General features: G+C 57.0%; 17 protein-coding genes and 1 pseudogene. 10 read left to right on the top strand and 8 right to left on the bottom strand.

Features of this window, described 5'->3' with window-relative positions; translation table 11 throughout:
* Nucleotides 1-34: 34 nt before the first annotated feature.
* From GJA_RS27580 to GJA_RS22640, 4 genes are all read right to left on the bottom strand, one after another.
* Complete coding sequence (locus GJA_RS27580; protein ID WP_144241623.1) at nucleotides 35-784, bottom strand: hypothetical protein; 750 nt, start codon at nucleotides 782-784, stop codon at nucleotides 35-37.
* 55 nt (nucleotides 785-839) lie between these two features.
* A complete protein-coding gene (locus GJA_RS27900; protein WP_156484141.1) occupies nucleotides 840-995 on the bottom strand; it encodes a hypothetical protein in 156 nt (51 codons plus the stop codon).
* Nucleotides 996-1,255: 260 nt separating this feature from the next.
* Nucleotides 1,256-3,391, bottom strand: a complete 2,136-nt coding sequence (locus tag GJA_RS22645; protein ID WP_038496901.1) for a peptidase domain-containing ABC transporter — start codon at nucleotides 3,389-3,391, stop codon at nucleotides 1,256-1,258.
* A gap of 69 nt (nucleotides 3,392-3,460) precedes the next feature.
* Entirely contained in the window at nucleotides 3,461-4,762 is a 1,302-nt protein-coding gene (locus GJA_RS22640) for an HlyD family secretion protein (protein ID WP_242404606.1), read from the bottom strand.
* Between the two features lie 438 nt (nucleotides 4,763-5,200).
* Here GJA_RS22640 and GJA_RS22635 point away from each other — a divergent pair, with 438 nt between their 5' ends.
* The 3 genes and pseudogenes from GJA_RS22635 to GJA_RS22625 all read left to right on the top strand — a co-directional run bounded on the left by GJA_RS22635 (nucleotide 5,201) and on the right by GJA_RS22625 (nucleotide 8,570).
* Nucleotides 5,201-6,244 carry a type II asparaginase gene (locus tag GJA_RS22635; RefSeq protein WP_051781257.1) on the top strand — a complete coding sequence of 348 codons (1,044 nt, stop codon included), beginning with the start codon at nucleotides 5,201-5,203 and terminating at the stop codon, nucleotides 6,242-6,244.
* A 213-nt stretch (nucleotides 6,245-6,457) separates the two neighbouring features.
* Nucleotides 6,458-7,309, top strand: coding sequence for an MOSC domain-containing protein (locus GJA_RS22630; RefSeq protein ID WP_038500825.1), 852 nt, complete (start codon nucleotides 6,458-6,460; stop codon nucleotides 7,307-7,309).
* 131 nt (nucleotides 7,310-7,440) lie between these two features.
* Nucleotides 7,441-8,570: pseudogene (locus GJA_RS22625) on the top strand (GGDEF domain-containing protein).
* Nucleotides 8,571-8,614: 44 nt separating this feature from the next.
* Here GJA_RS22625 and GJA_RS22620 read toward each other — a convergent pair.
* Nucleotides 8,615-10,597, bottom strand: a complete 1,983-nt coding sequence (locus GJA_RS22620) for a monovalent cation:proton antiporter family protein (RefSeq protein WP_038496892.1) — start codon at nucleotides 10,595-10,597, stop codon at nucleotides 8,615-8,617.
* 109 nt (nucleotides 10,598-10,706) lie between these two features.
* Here GJA_RS22620 and GJA_RS22615 point away from each other — a divergent pair, with 109 nt between their 5' ends.
* The 7 genes from GJA_RS22615 (at nucleotide 10,707) to hpf (ending at nucleotide 16,259) form a co-directional block, all read left to right on the top strand.
* On the top strand, nucleotides 10,707-11,717 hold the full coding sequence (locus tag GJA_RS22615; RefSeq protein WP_197539810.1) for a KpsF/GutQ family sugar-phosphate isomerase: 1,011 nt from the start codon (nucleotides 10,707-10,709) through the stop codon (nucleotides 11,715-11,717).
* Nucleotides 11,717-12,250: a KdsC family phosphatase gene (locus GJA_RS22610; protein ID WP_038496890.1), complete on the top strand. Its 534-nt coding sequence runs from the start codon at nucleotides 11,717-11,719 to the stop codon at nucleotides 12,248-12,250. Before GJA_RS22615 ends, GJA_RS22610 begins: the two co-directional genes overlap by 1 nt.
* 137 nt (nucleotides 12,251-12,387) lie before the next feature.
* Entirely contained in the window at nucleotides 12,388-12,900 is a 513-nt protein-coding gene (gene lptC / locus GJA_RS22605; protein WP_242404688.1) for an LPS export ABC transporter periplasmic protein LptC, read from the top strand.
* A 72-nt stretch (nucleotides 12,901-12,972) separates the two neighbouring features.
* The gene (lptA, locus tag GJA_RS22600; protein WP_339325669.1) at nucleotides 12,973-13,566 is read left to right on the top strand and encodes a lipopolysaccharide transport periplasmic protein LptA; all 594 of its coding nucleotides are present in this window, start codon (nucleotides 12,973-12,975) and stop codon (nucleotides 13,564-13,566) included.
* Nucleotides 13,566-14,321, top strand: coding sequence for an LPS export ABC transporter ATP-binding protein (gene lptB / locus GJA_RS22595; RefSeq protein WP_038496884.1), 756 nt, complete (start codon nucleotides 13,566-13,568; stop codon nucleotides 14,319-14,321). The genes lptA and lptB overlap by 1 nt, the downstream gene beginning before the upstream one ends.
* Before the next feature lie 5 nt (nucleotides 14,322-14,326).
* Nucleotides 14,327-15,820 carry an RNA polymerase factor sigma-54 gene (locus GJA_RS22590; protein ID WP_038496881.1) on the top strand — a complete coding sequence of 498 codons (1,494 nt, stop codon included), beginning with the start codon at nucleotides 14,327-14,329 and terminating at the stop codon, nucleotides 15,818-15,820.
* Nucleotides 15,821-15,905: 85 nt separating this feature from the next.
* A complete protein-coding gene (gene hpf / locus GJA_RS22585) occupies nucleotides 15,906-16,259 on the top strand; it encodes a ribosome hibernation-promoting factor, HPF/YfiA family (protein ID WP_038496878.1) in 354 nt (117 codons plus the stop codon).
* A gap of 66 nt (nucleotides 16,260-16,325) precedes the next feature.
* Here the strand turns inward: hpf and rapZ are convergent, their stop codons facing one another.
* From rapZ to GJA_RS22570, 3 genes are all read right to left on the bottom strand, one after another.
* Nucleotides 16,326-17,189 carry an RNase adapter RapZ gene (rapZ, locus tag GJA_RS22580; protein ID WP_038496875.1) on the bottom strand — a complete coding sequence of 288 codons (864 nt, stop codon included), beginning with the start codon at nucleotides 17,187-17,189 and terminating at the stop codon, nucleotides 16,326-16,328.
* A gap of 78 nt (nucleotides 17,190-17,267) precedes the next feature.
* The gene (gene hprK, locus GJA_RS22575) at nucleotides 17,268-18,203 is read right to left on the bottom strand and encodes an HPr(Ser) kinase/phosphatase (protein ID WP_038496872.1); all 936 of its coding nucleotides are present in this window, start codon (nucleotides 18,201-18,203) and stop codon (nucleotides 17,268-17,270) included.
* 37 nt (nucleotides 18,204-18,240) lie between these two features.
* Nucleotides 18,241-18,723, bottom strand: coding sequence for a PTS sugar transporter subunit IIA (locus GJA_RS22570; protein ID WP_038496869.1), 483 nt, complete (start codon nucleotides 18,721-18,723; stop codon nucleotides 18,241-18,243).
* Nucleotides 18,724-19,040 lie beyond the last annotated feature (317 nt).

The raw sequence follows: 19,040 nt of genomic DNA, 5'->3' as shown, positions 1-19,040 counted from the left end.
AGCAGATGCGTTGCCGATTTTTATTGAATATCTTTCATGAACAGGCTGGAAGGTTTTTATCAGTGATGATCAGAGCCGAAAATTCGGGGGCATAGATATATCCTTTTAAGACCATGCTTGAGGGACGTTTTTGCTCATCAACATCATAAATTCCATAACATTTTCGCAATCTCTCAGCACTTGGCCACCAAAATAGTGATGCATCTTTATTTGAAAATTTTTTATAAATATTTTCTGAGTTTTCTGCAATTTTCTTAAAATCTTTATAGAAGGATATTTTTATTCTCATATCTTTTGCAAATGAAACCTCAAGTGTGGCTTGATGCTGAAATACTTTCTTTAAATCATTAATTTCAGCCTCAATGCCGATTTCCGGGATGCCTGCATCTAACAAGAGCTGCCGCATTTTTGCATTGTCTGAAAGGGATGTTGTGTAGGCTGTACCATGCAAAGCAAGTATACTTCCGTTCGGAATAGTTTTTTTTCTTGCTGCTGGAAATATATAGTTGGCACAACTTGAAGCACAAATTTTGTCTATTTCTATATCTAAATTTTTATTTCTGACAAATCGCCCTATCAACATTCCTGCTTCAGTGTCACCACCGCCACTTTTGACAAGTAATAAAGTGGTTTTTTTCGTGTAAATACTCTTCAATTTATCTATGTCACCAGCAATAATAGGTCCAATCATATGAATGGTATTTAAATTATATCTGATAAAATCTGCGGAGAAAGATATCTGATGAAATATTGAGAATATTATAAATAAATAGAAATTTTTCATAGTTCTCCTGAATAAAACGACCACTTTTCAAAGTGATCGTTTTTTTTAATTGGACTTATTTAATGTTTCCTTTAATTGTGCATGTCAGGGTTTTTGTCCCGTTTGATGAAACCGATACCGTACAGGAGTACTCGACTCCTCCTGAAATAATATCGATTTCTTCAAGATTGAGTTCATGCATCTCGGTTTTTAATACTTTATTTTGGTTCATGATATTCTCCTATTAAATTAATTTGAGAAAACTTCTTTTATGACACCACATCTGGTCGTCATGAATTTATAATAGATGAAAGATTTCATTGGGTCAATTTTTCATAGTGAAAATATTGTTTAATTTGATGTGAATTAATTTTTGTTTTTTAATGGGAATATCTTATAATTTCTTAATTTGTGACAATATTATAAGTATTCTGTTTTTTGGAAATTATTTTAGCAATTTTGCGTAAGGTTGAGGACGATCGCAGAGGATGGTTAAGCTATATCACTAAAATCTTGTTTGATGTCCTGCACAATGGTTCCCTGCTGTAGCACCACCACTCTTTGCGCCATGGCGATCGTTTCCGGCCGGTGCGCCACAATCACGCGCGTCAACTGGATATTCTGAATCGCCCCATTCACCGCTTTCTCATTCCAGACATCCAGGTGACTGGTCGCCTCATCCAATACCAGCAATTTCGGATTTTTGTACAAGGCGCGCGCCAGTAAAATACGTTGCTTCTGGCCGCCCGACAGGCCGCTTCCGATATCGCCCACCAGAGTGTTGAATCCCATCGGCATGCCGGCGATCTCGGCATGGATGGCCGCCAAGTGCGCGCAGACCTGGATCTGCTCTTGATTCGGCGACGGTGAAAAGAAACTGATATTGTCGGCAATCGATCGGGCAAACAAAGTGTCTTCCTGCATCACGGTACCCAGTAATTGACGATAGTTCGTCATGCCAAGATTGGCGAGTTTCACGCCGCCGATCAAGATCTCCCCTTCAGTAGGCTCCAGCAAGCCCAGTAATAACTTCATCAAGGTCGTCTTGCCGCAACCGGACGGGCCGGTGACCGCGATGCACTGGCCGGCCGGAATGCTCAGATTCAGTCCGCTCACCACATTCGGTTCACTGTCGGCATAACGGAACGTCAGCTGGCGTATTTCAATTGATGGCGAAATACTTTCCACATCGATTTCGACATCGTTGCTGTCCTGTTCGGCTTGGGTCAGCACAATGTCGGCTACTCGCTCACCATGCAGACGCAGCATGCGCAACTCAAATAATTTATCGATCAAGCTGGCCATGCGTTGGCTGAACTGGTCCTTATAGCTAATGAACGCAAACAGCATGCCCACCGAAAAACGGTTATCCAGCACCGCCAGCGCCGCCATCCAGATCACAACCACGCGCTCGGCGCTGAACAGCAAGGTATTGGCCGTCTGATAGGATACCGAGAGCTTGGCGATACGCAGATCGGCATTGAACTGGTCCGCCAGCGCATTCATCCAGCCGGCGCGCCGTTCTTCGTTGTTGCCAAACAGCCGTATGCTCTGGATGCCGCGTACCGATTCCAGAAAGTGTGTCTGCTGTCTGGCGGCGTGAACAATCTGCTCGGCGCTCGCTTCGCGCAAGGCCCTGAAGATGGCCCAACGCAGCAAGACGTACAGGATTACCGCGATACAGGCCACCCCCGCCAGCATGGGGCTATATATCAACATCATGCCCAAGGTGGCAAGTACCAGCACGCCGTCGATCGTACCTTCGACGAATTGCGTGGTCAGGCTATGTTGCATGGTCTGGATCGAATTGAAGCGCGAGACGATATCCCCCGTATGCCGTTTCTCGAAATACGGCAACGGCAATTTCATCAAATGAGCGAAAGCATTACCAAGCCATTGCAGGTTCAAATTAGTGGCCAGCACCGTCGTTATCCAGGAACGCACAGCACCGATCGACGTCTGTACCAAGACCAGCAATAGAAATCCGCAGCCGAGAACGGTAATCAAATCCCGGTCGGCTGCCAACAAGGCTTCGTCGACCAGCCATTGCATGTAAAACGGCGCCACCAGCGCACAGACTTGCAAGGCAAGGCCAAGCAACAATAGTTGTAGCAAGCCGCGCTTGAAACCGACCACCCGGCCCATTAACGACAACAGCGAGAAAACTTGTTTTTCCTCGGTCTTCTTGAATTCGCCGCTCGGCGTCAACTCCAGCGCCACGCCGGTAAAGTGTTTGGCGACATCGGCCAAAGCAAGGCGTCGCTCACCGACGCCAGGATCATGGATCACCGCATGGTTGCCCGATACCGACTTCAACACCACAAAATGGTTCAAGTCCCAATGCAGGATGCACGGCAATTTCAGGTCAGGCAAATGCTCCATGTCCAGCTTCAGCGGCCGGGTATGCAAAGCCAGGCCTTGTGCCATGACCATCAACCCTTTCAACGTCACGCCTTTCAAAGACACCGAAAACCGCCGCCGCATGCTGGTGATGTCGATCTGGTGGCCCCAGTAACTGGCGACCATGCACAGGCACGCCAGGCCACATTCGGCCGCTTCCGTCTGCAGCAGAACAGGCAAGCGATTGACGCGCCAAAACGATAAATGGGCTAAAGCAGGAAAATTCATTCAAACGCAGAATTGAAGTAGTGTGAAGGAGAAAGAGCGCCGCTCCTTTCATCGAGGCGGCGTAGTGGCTTACAAACGCCCCGAAATACTGAACAGTGGCTCCAGCACCCATTCATACAAGCGCCGCTGCTCCAGCATGACACTGGCGTCGACCAGCATGCCCGACTTCAAAGGCAGCGTCGCGCCGTAGGCCTGTACCGTTTGTTTGTCCAACTTCAGGCGGATGCGGTACACGGGTTCGCTGGCAGTCGCGGAAGCGGCGCCCGGCAAGGCCAGTTCTTCAGGACGCAGCGAGGTGCTGGCCACTTCGCGTACTTGGGCCGCATACTGGCCGAATTTTTGGTAAGGGTAAGCTTGGTAGCGCAGCAGCACCGTCATACCAGGCTTGATGAAACCTGCGGAACGCGAAGGCGCATAGATTTCCGCTTCCAACTCCGCTCCGTCCGGCAACACCGACGCCAGCACGCTGTTGGCGGCCACAGTCTGGCCAACCTCGGTAGTGATCGCTGTCACCATGCCGTCCTGTACGGCGCGCACCAGGATTTCGCGGCGCGCCTCGTTTTCAGTCAGATCTTGCTCAAGCGCGGAAACATTACGCTGCAAACCTTCCGTCTCCCGCTGCGCTTGCACTTGCAAATCGCGTTTATCCGCTTCGGCGCTGGCCAGGTCGCGCTGGCTAGTTGATTTGATCCGTTGCAGCTCCGCCAGGCGTTGCTGCTGGTCCAACAGTTCGGCCTGTTTGTCTTGCAACTGGGCGGCAGAAATATAGTTCGTCGCGTTCAAGTCGCTGTACCGCTGATACGACTGCTCGGCCAGCGCGATACGACGTTGCTGCAAAACAATCTGATTATCCATGCGCGTGATTTCGCCCTGCACATCACTGGCACGTCGTTGCGCTGCCGCCATGCGCTGGCTCGACTGCAAGCTGGACTGCTTCAATTCAGTGTCGTAGCTGTCACGCCGGATTTTGAGCAAATTGGAAACGGTTTGCTGCGCCGCCCCGGCATTGGCACTGCTGCGTTCGCCTGACAGCACAAACAAGACATCGCCGGCGCGTACCGCCTGGCCTTCACGAACCCGTGCCTCGGTGATCATACCGTTCTGGCCAGACATGATGCGAATGACACCAGTAGTCGGCAACAGGACACCCTGTGACTGGGCTTTGCGGGTGGTGCTAAACAAAAGAAAGAAAGCGATGATGGCAATCGCGATGCCAAGAAACAGGGCCGTTAAAAAGACATGACTGACTGATCGCGCCAGGATGACGGTGCCGTATTGTTTGGTGCTGAAATATTCCACTGCTTGTTGACGAAACAAGGTGGATGCTGCTGGCGTATCATTTGAAGCAGATAGTTTAGGTTTATTTGGCAAAGTAATTTGCTTTCCAATAAGATATATGTCATTGAAATGAAAGAATTTTTCTTATATGTGAAATATTCGCAATGGATTTTCCTGAGAGAAATAATATGTATTCAAGATTTAACATATCTATCCTTTTCTGATGTTGCTTATGGTCAAAAATCTGCATGTTGGTCTCGATATTTATGAATGCCATGACTGCCATATGTAATTTTTCGCTTTGTCATGAAGAACGATCAACTGTTACAGGCGATTACCAGCAGTTATCCCTCGTAGGATTGGCTTTTGCAAAATGCTTTCATGTTGCAATTAGGAAACATGTACTTTATTTCCAATATGATGACTTATAATTTGAGCACGATCAGACCCAACCTCGACAGGAGTTCCATGTTTTCACGCAAATTTTCTTCTTGTACGCATCTGTTGCACTTGTTCACCGCTGCTGTAGTGATGAGCGGTTTCGTTGCCAGCGCACCGGCGCTGGCGCAAGACACGCCGGTCAAATTGCCGAATGTGGTGATCCTGGCCACCGGCGGCACCATCGCCGGCAGCGGCGCCGACAGCACCACCACGGTTGGCTACACCTCGGCCACGGTCGGCGTCGAGCGCCTGATCGCCGCGGTGCCGGAATTGAAGAAGGTCGCCCATGTCAAAGGCGAGCAAGTGTTCCAGATCGCCAGCGAAAGCATGACCAATGAACACTGGCTGACCTTGGCCAAGCGCATCAATGTGTTGCTGGCTTCGCCTGACGTCGATGGCGTGGTGGTCACCCACGGTACCGACACGATCGAAGAAACCGCGTATTTCCTGGACTTGACCGTGAAAAGCAACAAGCCGGTGGTGGTGGTCGGCGCGATGCGCCCATCGACCGCGATTTCAGCCGATGGCCCAATCAATCTGTATAACGCGGTCTTGCTGGCTGGCAGCAAGGAAGCCGTCGGCAAGGGCGTGCTGGTGGCGTTGAACGACCAGATCAACGCCGCCCGCGAAGTGACCAAGACCAATACCTCGACCACCGACACCTTCAAGTCGACCGAATTGGGCATGCTTGGTTATATCCAGGGCAGCAAGCCATTTTTCTATCGCCAGTCGACCCGCAAGCATACTGCCGACAGCGAATTCGATATCAGCAAACTGGATGTCCTCCCGCAAGTCGATATCGTTTATGGTTATGCGAATATGAACCGGGTCGCGCTGGACGCCTTGATCGCCGCGGGCGCCAAGGGCATCATCCACGCCGGCGTCGGCGACGGCAGCGTGGCCGGGCAAATGAAGGCCGCGCTGGTCGAGGCGCGCGGCAAGGGCGTGCAGATCGTGCGCGCCAGCCGCGTCGGCCAGGGCATCGTGGCGCGCAATGGCGAAGCCAACGATGACGAAATGGATAGCGTGGTGTCGGATACGCTGAATCCGCAAAAAGCCCGTATCTTGCTGATGCTGGCCTTGACCAAGACCAATAGCACACAAGAAATCCAGCGTATTTTTTACACCTATTGACAGCTTGCAAGCCATTGATTCGATGGTGAAATTGTAATGCTTCGCGCCCGCCGGATTGCATGCGGCGGGCGGTATCTCCTCTTCCTGTTTTTATTTCTTCCGGAGTCTTTTCCGCAGCGCCGCTTGATCTGGCCGATTTACGCTGCCCGGCTTTGCTGCCATACTTCGTCCTTGAATATAATTCCAGCCGCGTACAGCCGCAGCTTTCTGGCGATGCCCATTCTTTCCGAAATCACCCTGTATCCGATCAAATCCTGCGCCGGCATCAGCTTGCGGCAAGCGGTACTGACCCGTAGCGGCCTGATGAGCGAGCAAGTGTATGACCGCGAGTGGATGGTGGTCGATGTCGATGGCCAATTCCTGACCCAGCGCGAATATCCGCGCATGGCGCTGATCGTGCCGCGCCTGAAGGCGAGCACGCTGGAATTGCGCGCGCCCGGCATGCTGCGCCTGGAAATCGAACTGGGCTTGCCCGATCCGGTGCTGGCGCCGACGCTGGAGGTGCAGGTATGGGATGACCGTTTCAAGGCCTACGATTGCGACGACGTCACCGCCACCTGGTTTTCCAGGGCGATCGGCGTGCCGTGCCGGCTGGTGCGTTTCCATCCCGACGTATTGCGCCCGGTCAGCGGCAAATGGACTAATGGCGTGGCGGCATCGGCGATGTTCGCCGATGGCTATCCGGTATTGCTGGCCGGCGCCGAATCGCTGGAGGATGTCAATCACAAGCTGCTGGCGGCGGGACGCGCGGCGCTGCCGATGAACCGTTTCCGGCCTAACCTGGTGTTGTCCGGCACCCCGGCTTTTGAAGAGGATTACACCGACTTCTTCCAAATAGGCAATACTGTGCTGAAACCGGTGAAGCCGTGTTCGCGTTGCCCGATGCCGTCGGTCGATCAAGCCACCGGCGTGCCGGGGCCGGATCCGCTGGAAATCATGCAAAGCTACCGGACCAAGGACGTGCTGGATGGGGCGGTTTGTTTCGGCATGAATTGCATCGTCACCGAAGGAGACGACGAATTGATTCAGGTTGGCCAGGAAGTCGGCGCGGAATTGGCATTTTAACGGCTGTTTAAGCGATTGCCGCAATTTGGGGTTGCATTACGGTAGGGTTGGCGTAAGGTTGTACCTGCCGATGGCTGCGCGGTGTGCGGTCAGGCGCGGTACTACAGGGTAGTGTTCTATATGGGTTTTATATGACGCAAAATGTGACGTCGAATATGACGCCGCCGGCCGACCTGGTCGCCGAGAATCAAGCCTTGCGCGCACGCATGGCGTTTTTGCTGGAACAGGCTGAACGCAATCACGACATCATGTGCCGGCACCAGTCGTTCGACCTGGAAATCGTCAGCGCATCCACGTTCCCCGAGTTGATCGGCACCATCTTCCGTACCTTGCCGGTGATTTCGGAACTCGATGGCGTGACCCTCAGCCTGCTCGACGAGGAAGACGATATCTTGCTGGTGATGGAAAAGCTGGGCGTCGATTTTGCCGCGTTTCCCAGCCTGATGTTTGTCCACAACGAAGCCGGGCTGCACTTCGCGCGCGGGCCGGACGCGTCGCCGCAGCCGCTGCTGGGGCCGTTCCATGCGCACCGCCATGCGCACCTGTTCCCCGGGGCGGCCTGGAATTGCGCAGCGTGGCGCTGGTGCCCTTGCTGCGCAACAAGCGCCTGATCGGCAGCCTGAACCTGGCCAGCGCCGATGTGTCGCGCTTCACGCCCAGCCTGGGCACCGATTTCATCAAGCACATGGCGTCGATCATCGCGATTTGCCTGGAAAACGTGATCAGTAATGAAATGCTGAAATACATAGGCTTGACCGATTCGCTGACCGGCGTCTACAACCGGCGCTATATCGACCGCCGCCTGCTGGAAGAAATCGCCCGCGCGCGGCGCCAGAGTTATTGCATCTCATGCATGTACATCGATATCGACCATTTCAAGCGCGTCAACGACAGCGCCGGCCACCAGGGCGGCGATGAAGTGCTGCGCGAAGTGGCGGCGCGGATACGCCATGAGTTGCGCCGCTCCGACGCGCTGGGCCGCTTTGGCGGCGAGGAATTCGTCGTGCTGCTGATCGATGCCGACCTCGACAGTGCGGTGTATGTCGCCGAGCGCATCCGCGCCAGCATCGCCGATGTGCCCTTCGATTTATTGAGCGGCGTGAAGATCGATGTCAGCACGTCGATCGGCGTCGCCAGCCTGGATGGCGCGCTGGACGACAGCCCGATCGAGGAGGCGGCGCGGCAACTGGTGGCGCAAGCCGATAATGCCTTGTATCAAGCCAAGGACCAGGGCCGCAACCAGGTCGTCAGTTTCCGATAGCGCGGCGGGGCTCAGGGTTTACGCCCGCCGTCCCAGCTCCGGGTTCACGCTTTCAATAACCGGTTTTCGGCCCGCGTCACCGCATCCGCCGCGCCGCGCAAGACCACCACGTCGCCGGTTTCGAAGATGGTGTCCGGCGTCACGTTGAGACGGCCGCGGCCGCGCCGTATCGTCGTCACTTCAGCGCCGCAGCCGGCCACGTCGATGGCGCTGAGCGGCAAGCCTATGCATTTTGCCGTGTCGGCCAGGGTGACCGAATGCAGGCGCATCAGGTCGGCGTCGTCGCCGGCGTCGCTGACGCCGTGGAAATAACCGCGCAGCGACGCATAGCGTTCCTCGCGCGCCGCCTGCACCCGGTGCACCACGCGCCGCAACGGCACGCCCAGCATCACCAGCGCATGCGAAGCGAGCATCAGGCTGCCTTCCATCAATTCCGGCACCACTTCGGCGGCGCCGGCGTTTTTCAGCAAGTCGAGGTCGGTGTCGTCGTGGCTGCGCACGATGACCGGCAAGGTCGGCGCCAGTTCATGCACCAGGTGCAGTACGCGCAGCGCCGACGGCGTGCTGGTATAGGTGATGACGAGGGCGCTGGCGCGGTAAATACCGGCCGCGACCAGGCTTTCGCGCCGCGCCGCGTCGCCATACGACACATTGGCGCCGGCCAGATGGGCTTCCTGCACCCGTTCCGGGTCCAGGTCGAGCGCGTGGTATTCGATTTTTTCCTCGCCCAGCAGGGTCGCCAGGCTTTGCCCGCTGCGGCCGAAGCCGGCGATGATCACGTGTTTCTGTGCCGCCATGGTACGGGTGGCGATCCTGGTCAGCGCCAGCGATTGCATCATCCAGTCGTTGCGCGAGAATTTGAGCACCAGCTGGTCCGACTGTGCAATGATGAACGGCGCCACCAGCATCGACAGCACCATCGCCGCCAGCACCACCTGGACCACGAAGGAATCCATCAAGTCGACCCCGCCGGCCAGGTTCAGCAGCACGAAGCCGAATTCGCCGGCTTGCGCCAGCGCCAGGCCGGTGCGCAGCGAAATCCCGACCGACGAGCCGAACAGCCGCGCCAGGCCGGCGATCAGCGCGAATTTGAGCACCACCGGCACGCATAGCAGCAGCAATACCAGCCACCAGTTGTCGAGCACCACGCGGATGTTGAGCAACATGCCGACCGTGATGAAGAACAGGCCGAGCAATACGTCGCGGAACGGTTTGATGTCTTCTTCCACCTGGTGCTTGAATTCGGTTTCCGAAATCAGCATGCCGGCGACAAAGGCGCCGAGCGCCAGCGACAGTCCGGCGCGCTCGGTGATCCAGGCCGCGCCGAGCGTGATCAGCAGCAGGTTCAGCATGAACAGTTCTTGCGAACGGCGCTTGACGACGATGGTGAACCAGCCGCGCACCAGCTTCTGGCCGATGAACAGCAGCAACAGCAGCACGATCACCGCCTTGCCGCTGGCCCAGGCCAGGGTTTCCAGCAAATCGTGGGGATTTTTCGCCAGCGACGGGATCAGGATCAGCAGCGGCACCACGGCCAAGTCCTGGAACAGCAGGATGCCGATGATCTTGCGGCCGTGCTCGCTTTCCAGTTCCAGCCGTTCTGTCAGCATTTTTGACACGATGGCGGTGGATGACATCGCCAGCGCGCCGCCGAGGGCGAACGACGCTTGCCAGCCGAGATGGATATAATTCGACAGCGGGCCGGCGATCATCCAGCCGAACAGCATGGTCGAGGCGATGGTGCCGACCACTTGCGCCATGCCGAGGCCGAACACGATGCGCCGCATCGCCATCAGCTTGGGCAGGGAAAATTCCAGGCCGATGGAAAACATCAGGAACACCACGCCGAATTCCGCCAGCGTGTGGCTGGCTTCATTCTCGGCTGCCAGACCCAGCGCATGCGGGCCGATAATGATGCCGACGGCCAGGTAGCCCAGCATCGGCGGCAAGTGCATCATCCGGAACGCGACCACGCCCAGTACGGCACTGCCTAGTAACAGAAGGGTCAGTTCTAGGGATGAAAACATGGTATCGATCAGGAGGGTGGATGGAATTCGTTGTTTGTTGTGACTGGCAAGTTTTTTGCTTTCCTAATTCGTTTATACTTTGGGCATGAGTGTAACCCATGAAAAAACAATGCTGAAAGCTTTTGATTCAATTGACGCAACAACCGTCGCCCAGCGTGCGCTGGCGCTGGCGCGCAGCACCTTGCAAATCGAGGCGGACGCCATCGTCGCGCTGCATGCGCGGCTGGAAACGGACGACAGCGTCGGCAAGGCGGTGGCGCTGTTGTTAAATTGCAAAGGCAGGGTGGTGGTGTCGGGCATCGGCAAGTCCGGCCACATCGCGCGCAAGATCGCCGCGACGTTCGCGTCGACCGGCACGCCGGCGATGTTCGTGCATCCGGCCGAAGCCGCGCATGGCGACCTGGGCATGGTGACGGCCGACGACGCCTTCATCGCGATTTCGTATTCCGGCGAAAGCGCCGAGCTGATGGCTATCTTGCCGGTCGTGAAACGCATGGGCGGCAGCCTGATCTCGATGACCGGCAATCCCGAGTCGAGCCTGGCGCGGCTGGCCGATGTGCACCTGGATGTATCGGTGGCCAAGGAAGCTTGTCCGCTGAACCTGGCGCCGACCGCCAGCACCACCGCCACGCTGGCGCTGGGCGACGCGCTGGCGGTGGCGCTGCTCGATTTGCGCGGCTTCAAGGAAGAAGATTTTGCCCGTTCCCATCCGGGCGGCGCGCTGGGCCGCCGTTTGCTGACCCATGTACGCGACGTGATGCGCAGCGGCGACGCGGTGCCGGCCGTGTCCGAAGACGTCAAGCTGACCGATGCCTTGCTGGAAATTACCCAGAAAGGCATGGGCATGACGGCGATTATCGACGCCGAAGGCCGTCCGCTGGGCGTGTTCACCGATGGCGACTTGCGCCGCATGATCGAAAAAGTCCAGGATTTCACGCAAGTGGCGATCCGCGACGTGATGCACCTCAACCCGCGCAGCATCGGCCCGGACCGGCTGGCGGTCGACGCGGTGGCGGTGATGGAGCAATACCGCATCAACCAGATGCTGGTGGTCGACGCCGGCGGCAAGCTGGTCGGCGCACTGCATATCCACGATTTGACACGCGCGAAGGTGATTTGATGGACAGCATAGCCGACAATCTGGCCCGCGCGGCCAAGGTCAAACTGATGATTTTCGATGTCGACGGCGTATTGACCGACGGCAGCCTGCATTTCGGCCCGGATGGCGAAATGATGAAAACCTTTAATGTCTATGATGGCCTGGGCATCAAGCTGTTGCAGGAGTCCGGCGTGCAGACGGCCATCATCAGCGCGCGCCGCTCGCCGGTGACGGCGCGCCGCGCGGCCGACCTGGGCATTACGCATGTGCACCAGGGCGGTCACGACAAGCTGACGCCGTTCTACGATCTGCTGAAGCTGACCGGCCTGACCGAGCAGGATTGCGGCTACATCGGCGACGACGTGATCGACGTGCCGATCCTGAGCCGGGTCGGCTTCGCCGTCAGCGTGCCGGGCGGGCGGCCCGACGTGCACAGCCGGGTGCATCATATTACCCAGGCTGGCGGCGGCAACGGCGCGGTGCGCGAGATTTGCGAATTCCTGCTGCGCGCGCAAGGCAATTACGATAGCGTCATGGCGCCATTCCTGGCCTAGCGCGGCGCCAGGAGTCATTATATAAATGAAACTTTTTATGGCAAGCATACACTATGCGTAAGCCCCACGGCTCACATCGCTGGCGCATCACTTTTATCCTGCTGGGCGGACTTTTCTTCGCCCTGGGCAGCTTTTGGCTGCTGCAAGTAATAAATGGCAATGGCCTTAATTTTCAAGCGGGAAAGCCGAGCAACGAGCCCGATTATGTGGTCACCAATTTCAGCCTGGTGCGCATGACGCCGGCCGGCCAGCCCAGCTACATCGTGTCCGGCACCAGGCTGACCCATTATCCGCTGGACGACGCGTCGGAAATCGATAAACCGTTCGTGCGCAAGCTGAGCGACAGCCAGCAGCCGCCGCTCGACACCCATGCCGAACGGGCCCGTATCGACCAGGGCAATAGCAGGGTGCAATTGTTTGAAAATGTGCTGATCCAGCGCGACGCCAGCCCGACCGCCAAGAACCTGACCTTGAAAACCCAGCAACTGACGGTATTTCCAGATACCGACAAGATGGAAACCGCCTTGCCGGTCGACATGGTGTTGGGGACGTCGCACTTGACCGGGGTCGGCATGAAGGCCGATAACGCGGCCAGCCAGGTTGAAATCCTGCACCAATTGAAGATCGACTATCCGCCCGTCAGGCGTTGATGTTGAAACGATAATAAGAAGATATTAATGAGTCAGGCGCAAGATGGACAGCCTGACCATCACCGAAAGCATATGATGAAAAAATTAGTTTTGATCACCTTTTTGTCGCTGGCCGTCGTCGGTCTGGCGCGTGCCGAAAAGGCCGATTCCGAAAAACCGGCGACCATCACCGCCGAACATGGTTCGACGGATGAAGTCAAGCAAACCCGCACCCTGACCGGCAACGTGGTGCTGGTCAAGGGGACGCTGACGATGAAGGCCGGCCGGGCGCTGCTGACCGAAGATCCGCAGGGTTATCAATTCGTGACTTTCTGGGCCGATCCGGGCAAGCTGGCGACTTTCCGCCAGAAGCGCGATGGCGAAGGCGATCTGTGGGTCGAGGGCGAGGCGGAACGGGTCGAATACGACAGCAAGACCGAGATCGTCAAACTGTTTTCCAAGGCCAAGATGACGCGCCTGGAAGGCGTCAAGCCGACCGAGACCGCCAGCGGCGCTTTCATTTCTTATGACAGCCGCAATGAATTGTTCAAGCTGGAAAACACCCCGACCGGCGAAAGCAAGGCCGGCGGCGACCGCGTGATCATGGTGATCCAGCCGAAGAATAAACCCGCCGCCCCGGCTACCCCAGGCGCCCCGACCAACCCGGCCGCGACAGGAAAGAAATAATGGAAGCGAAAAGCTGTGGCAGCACCCTGATCGTGCGTGGCTTGCAAAAAAGCTATGGCAAGCGTCAGGTGGTGCATGATGTATCGCTGCAAGTCGAATGCGGCGAAGTGGTCGGTTTGCTGGGCCCGAACGGCGCCGGCAAGACCACGTCGTTTTATATGATCGTCGGCCTGGTGCCGTCGGACGCCGGCACCATCGACATCAGCGGCGTCGATATTTCCAGCCTGCCGATCCACCGCCGGGCCCAGCTCGGCCTGTCGTACCTGCCGCAGGAAGCGTCGGTATTCCGCAAATTGACGGTGGAAGACAATATCCGCGCGGTGCTGGAAATCCAGACCGTCGATGGCCGTGCGTTGAAAAAGGCGGAAATCGAAGAGCGCCTGGATACCTTGCTGGCCGACCTGCAAATTGAAAAACTGCGCGAAAACCAGGCCTTGTCGCTGTCCGGCGGCGAACGGCGGCGGGTCGAAATCGCCCGCGCACTGGCCACCAATCCGCGCTTCGTGCTGCTCGACGAACCGTTCGCCGGCGTCGATCCGATCGCCGTGATTGAAATCCAGCGCATTGTGCGTTTCCTCAAGGAACGTAGCATCGGCGTGCTGATCACCGACCACAACGTGCGCGAAACGCTGGGCATTTGCGACCGCGCCTACATCATCAACCAGGGTTCGGTACTGGCGTCCGGCCGCCCTGACGATATCATCGCGGATGAGTCGGTGCGCCGGGTGTATCTGGGTGAACATTTCCGAATGTAAATCCGATGAAACAATCTTTGCAACTGCGCACTTCGCAACATCTGGCGCTGACGCCGCAATTGCAGCAATCGATACGGCTGCTGCAATTGTCTACCCTGGAATTGCACCAGGAACTGGAACAGTTGCTGACCGACAATCCCTTGCTGGAGCGCCTGGACGATCCGCTCGACCATTCGCTGCGGCTGCTGTCCGATGGTGCGCTGAGCCCGCTTAGCGCACCGTCTGAAGGGCCGCCGCAGCCGCCAGGCCAGGATGGCGCCGGGCCGGATGCGCCGGGCGCGGCCGAGGCCGAGCATTTCGAAGGCGAGGGCGCCAGCGAGACCAGCACCGCGGCCGACAATACCGACAGCGACTGGAGCGAAGCGGGACGCAGCAAGGCGCCTGACGACGAGGATGCCCGGCCGCAGCTGGAAGCGAGCCACTGCACGCTGCGCGAACACTTGATGGAGCAGGTGCGCGTGACCGTGCTGGAATTGCGCGACCGCGCGCTGGTCGAGCTGATCATCGACGCGCTCGACGACAACGGCTACCTGGAAGAGCCGCTGGAAGAAATCCTGGCGCGCCTGCCGGCCGAACTGGAAATCGATCCCGACGAATTGCATATCGCGCTGTCGCTGCTGCAAAGCTTCGACCCGCCGGGCGTCGGCGCGCGCAATGCGTCGGAATGCCTGGCGCTGCAAATCAAGCGCCTGCCGCACATCGCGCTGGTGACGCGGCGCATGGCCTTGCAGATCGTCGAACAGCACCTGACCTGGTTTGCGCAGCGCGACTTCAACAAGCTCAAGAAAGCCCTGGCTTGCGACGACGAAGACTTGCGCGAAGCGCAGGCGGTGATTCGCCAATGCAATCCGCACCCGGGCGCCGTGTTCGCGTCGGACGTGTCCGATTACGTGGTGCCGGACGTGGTCGTCAAGCGCTCGCGCAATGGCTGGCAAGTCAGCCTGAACCACGACGTGATGCCGCGTTTGCGGGTCAACGCGATGTACGCCAACCTGCTGAAACAGGGCAAGGGCGAGGGCGCGATGGGCGCGCAATTGCAGGAAGCCAAGTGGCTGATCAAGAATATGCGCCAGCGTTTCGACACCATTTTGCGGGTCGCGCAAGCGATAGTAGAACGACAAAAGAATTTTTTCTCGCATGGAGCGGTTGCCATGCGGCCCCTTGTGCTTCGTGAAATAGCTGATACACTGGGACTACACGAGAGCACGATCTCTCGGGTAACAACCCAGAAATACATGCTGACCCCGCACGGCATGTTTGAGTTGAAATATTTCTTTGGTAGCCACGTCGCCACCGAAGCGGGCGGCGAAGCGTCGTCGACGGCGATACGGGCACTGATAGTGCAATTGACAGGAGCTGAAGACCCTAAAAATCCTTTATCCGACAGTAAGATTGCCGACATGCTGGGGGAACAAGGCATGGTGATTGCGCGACGCACTGTTGCCAAATACCGGGAAGCGCTGAAAATTCCGCCAGTTAGCCTGCGCAAATCTTTATAGCACGTCTTTGTAGTTTTATTTCGGTTCCTCTGCAGGCCGGAAACGATGGCAATGCACGAACCCGATATCATCTTTAGGAGTGTGTATGAATCTCACCATCAGCGGACATCATCTTGAAGTGACACCAGCCATTCGTGAATACGTACAAGCGAAGCTGGAGCGCGTGAAACGCCATTTTGATCAAGTGATTGATATTGCCGTGATCTTGACCGTCGACAACCTCAAAGAAAAAACCAAACGCCAAAAAGCAGAAATCAACCTGCGCATGAGCGGCAAGACCGTGTACGTCGAAAGCCTGTCGCAAGACCTGTATGCCGCGATCGATACCCTGATCGACAAGCTCGACCGGCAAGTGATGAAATACAAAACCAAGTTGCAAGGACATGGCCACGAAGCCATCAAACACCTGCCCGACTCCTATGAGGCCGCCGCTGTTTAAGCTGGCATCCCGCTTCGATCAACTAAGGGCGCAGACTGCGCCCTTTTTTGCGCCTGCTGTAAAACATCAGGGCTGTTCGCGGTGCCTTAACACCACCCGTTCATTGTCGCCGAAATACTGCGCCAGCCGTTCCGCCATGTAGACCGAACGATGCTGGCCGCCGGTGCAGCCGAGCGCCACGGTCAGGTAGCTGCGGTTGTCGGTTTTAAAGGACGGCAGCCATTTTTCGATGAAGGCGCGTATGTCGGCCAGCAATTCGACCGCGCTCGGCTGGGCGTCGAGGAAGGCGATCACCGGCGCGTCGCGTCCGGTCAGCGGGCGCAACGTCAGGTCGTAATACGGATTCGGCAGCGCGCGCACGTCGAACACGAAGTCGGCGTCCAGCGGCACGCCCAGCTTGAAGGCGAACGATTCGAAAAACAGCGTCAGCGGCGCGCGCTCGATGGCGATGATGTCCTTGACCCAGGCGCGCAATTTATTGGCGCTCAAGTCCGATGTATCGATCACGTGACCCAGTTGCTCGATCGCCGCCAGCCGTTCGCGTTCTTCCGAAATGCATTCGATCAGCGTGCGCCGCGACGCCGGATTCTGGCCCGGCCGCAATTCGTGCGACAGCGGATGGCTGCGCCGGGTTTCTGAAAAGCGCGCCACCAGCGAGTGGGTGGTGGCGGTCAAAAACATCACCTTGACGTCGTGGCCGCCCTGTTTCAGGCGGGCCACATCGTGCGGCAAACTGGCCAGCGATTCGGCGCTGCGCGCGTCGACCGCAACCGCCATCGATTGCGTGCCTTCGGCCAGCAAGGTATTAACCAGGCTGGGCAGCAGGGCCGGCGGGAGGTTGTCGACGCAGTAATAGCCGGCATCTTCGAGCACATTGAGTGCGACTGATTTGCCGGAGCCGGAAATGCCGGTGATAAGGACGATATGCATGGAGACAGATCATACAATATCTGCCGCCGCGCTGCTTCGCAAGCCAGTGAATTTACACGTCGTTACAAAGCTGCCTGCTCAATCGCCGCTCATCGCCAGCCGTTGCCGTTCCATGAATTCCTGCAGCGTATCGATGCCGCGCAATTGCAGGATGGTGTTGCGTACCGCAGCTTCCAGCAGCACCGCGATGTTGCGGCCGGCCGCCACCGGGATCACCACCTTGCGGATCGGCAAGCCCAGCACGTCTTCGGTCGGGAACAGGAACGGCAGCCGTTCGACTTCCTCTTCCAGCGCGCTGCGGCGCACCAGGTGGACGATCAGTTTCAGCCGCATTTTACGGCGCACCGCCGTTTCGCCGAAGATCGCCTTGATGTCGAGCAAGCCCAGGCCGCGTACTTCGAGCAGGTTTTGCAGCAATGGCGGGCAACGGCCTTCGATCATGTTCGGCGCGATGCGCGAGAATTCGACCGCGTCGTCGGCCACCAGGCCATGGCTGCGCGAAATCAATTCCAGGCCCAGCTCGCTCTTGCCGAGGCCGGAATCGCCGGTGATCAGTACGCCGACGCCGAGCACGTCCATGAACACGCCATGCATGATGATGCGTTGCGCCAGTTTTTTCGACAGGTAGACGCGCAGGAAGTCGATCACCTGGGCGGCCGGCAGCGGCGTCGAAAACAGCGGAATATTCTTTTCGTCGCAAATGGCGAGGATATCGGGCGGCGTTTCCAGGCCTTGGGCAATGATCAGCGCCGGCGGGCCGCCCGCGATCAGTTCGCCGATCACATGGCTGCGCGAATTGGTCTTGAGACGCTGGTAATAATTGATTTCCTGATGGCCGAACACCTGGATGCGGCCCGGATGGATCAGGTTCAAATGGCCGACCTGGTCGGCGGCCGACGCGACGTCGCCCGAAATGAGCCGTTCGCCGCCCGGGAAGCCGGCAAACCAGCCCAGTTGCAAACTTTCACGATTGTCGTCGTACAGGCGTTGTATCGTCAGCGGAGTTTGCAGCATGGGCAGTCTTCAGTCAGGGAGTGATGGTCCCTGTAGTTTAACCCGCCGTTTGCAAGCTGGGTTGCCAATTGACGATGCGCGAATGTACGGATTTCGGTTCCGGATCGGTCGCCAGGGCGGTACGGAAGGCGTCATCGGAAAACATTTCAGCAATTTCCGACAAAATTTCCAGATGTTGCTGCGTTACATGATCAGGTATCAGCAGGAAAAACAACAGATTGACCGGTTTGCCGTCCGGCGATTCGAAGGGGATCGGTTCAGCCAGGCGCACGAACGCGCCCAGCGGCGCTTTCAAGGTCTTGGTGCCCTTGATGCGCCCGTGCGGCACGGCGACGCCATGGCCGAGTCCGGTCGAGCCCAGGCGTTCGCGGGCAAACAGATTGTCCGAGACGGTGGAGCGGGCGATACCGTAGTTGTTTTCGAAGATCAGGCCGGCTTGCTCGAAGGCGCGTTTCTTGCTGGAGACTTCCAGGTCGAGCAGGACGTTTTCGAGAGATAATATTTTGCTAAGATTAGTCATGACACTCAATGAAATGGTGCAATGCACAAAGAGGGCTTGCGAGGCGAATTATAGGCTTGTTACGATGCCGTGTAATCTGAATTCTCAACAGTATACGCTTGCTTGCGACGTGCTGGCAGTCATGCTGGCTACGGAATCCATTTTAACAAAAATATAACTTGCTGGCGAAATCGCTATTTCCACGTTGAAATTTCGACAGCAACCAGCTTTTCCGCCGTCGCAAGCTGTATTTTCCGATTTTTCAGCGCTTTTCTTGCCAGCATGTTACTGCCGGGTTCGTTGTTTATAACTCACGGAAAACCCGGCCAGCCACCATG

It is taken from the genome of Janthinobacterium agaricidamnosum NBRC 102515 = DSM 9628 (assembly GCF_000723165.1).
In the GTDB taxonomy this organism is placed as follows: Bacteria; Pseudomonadota; Gammaproteobacteria; order Burkholderiales; family Burkholderiaceae_D; genus Janthinobacterium; species Janthinobacterium agaricidamnosum.
This window is presented reverse-complemented; position numbering and strand designations above follow the sequence as displayed.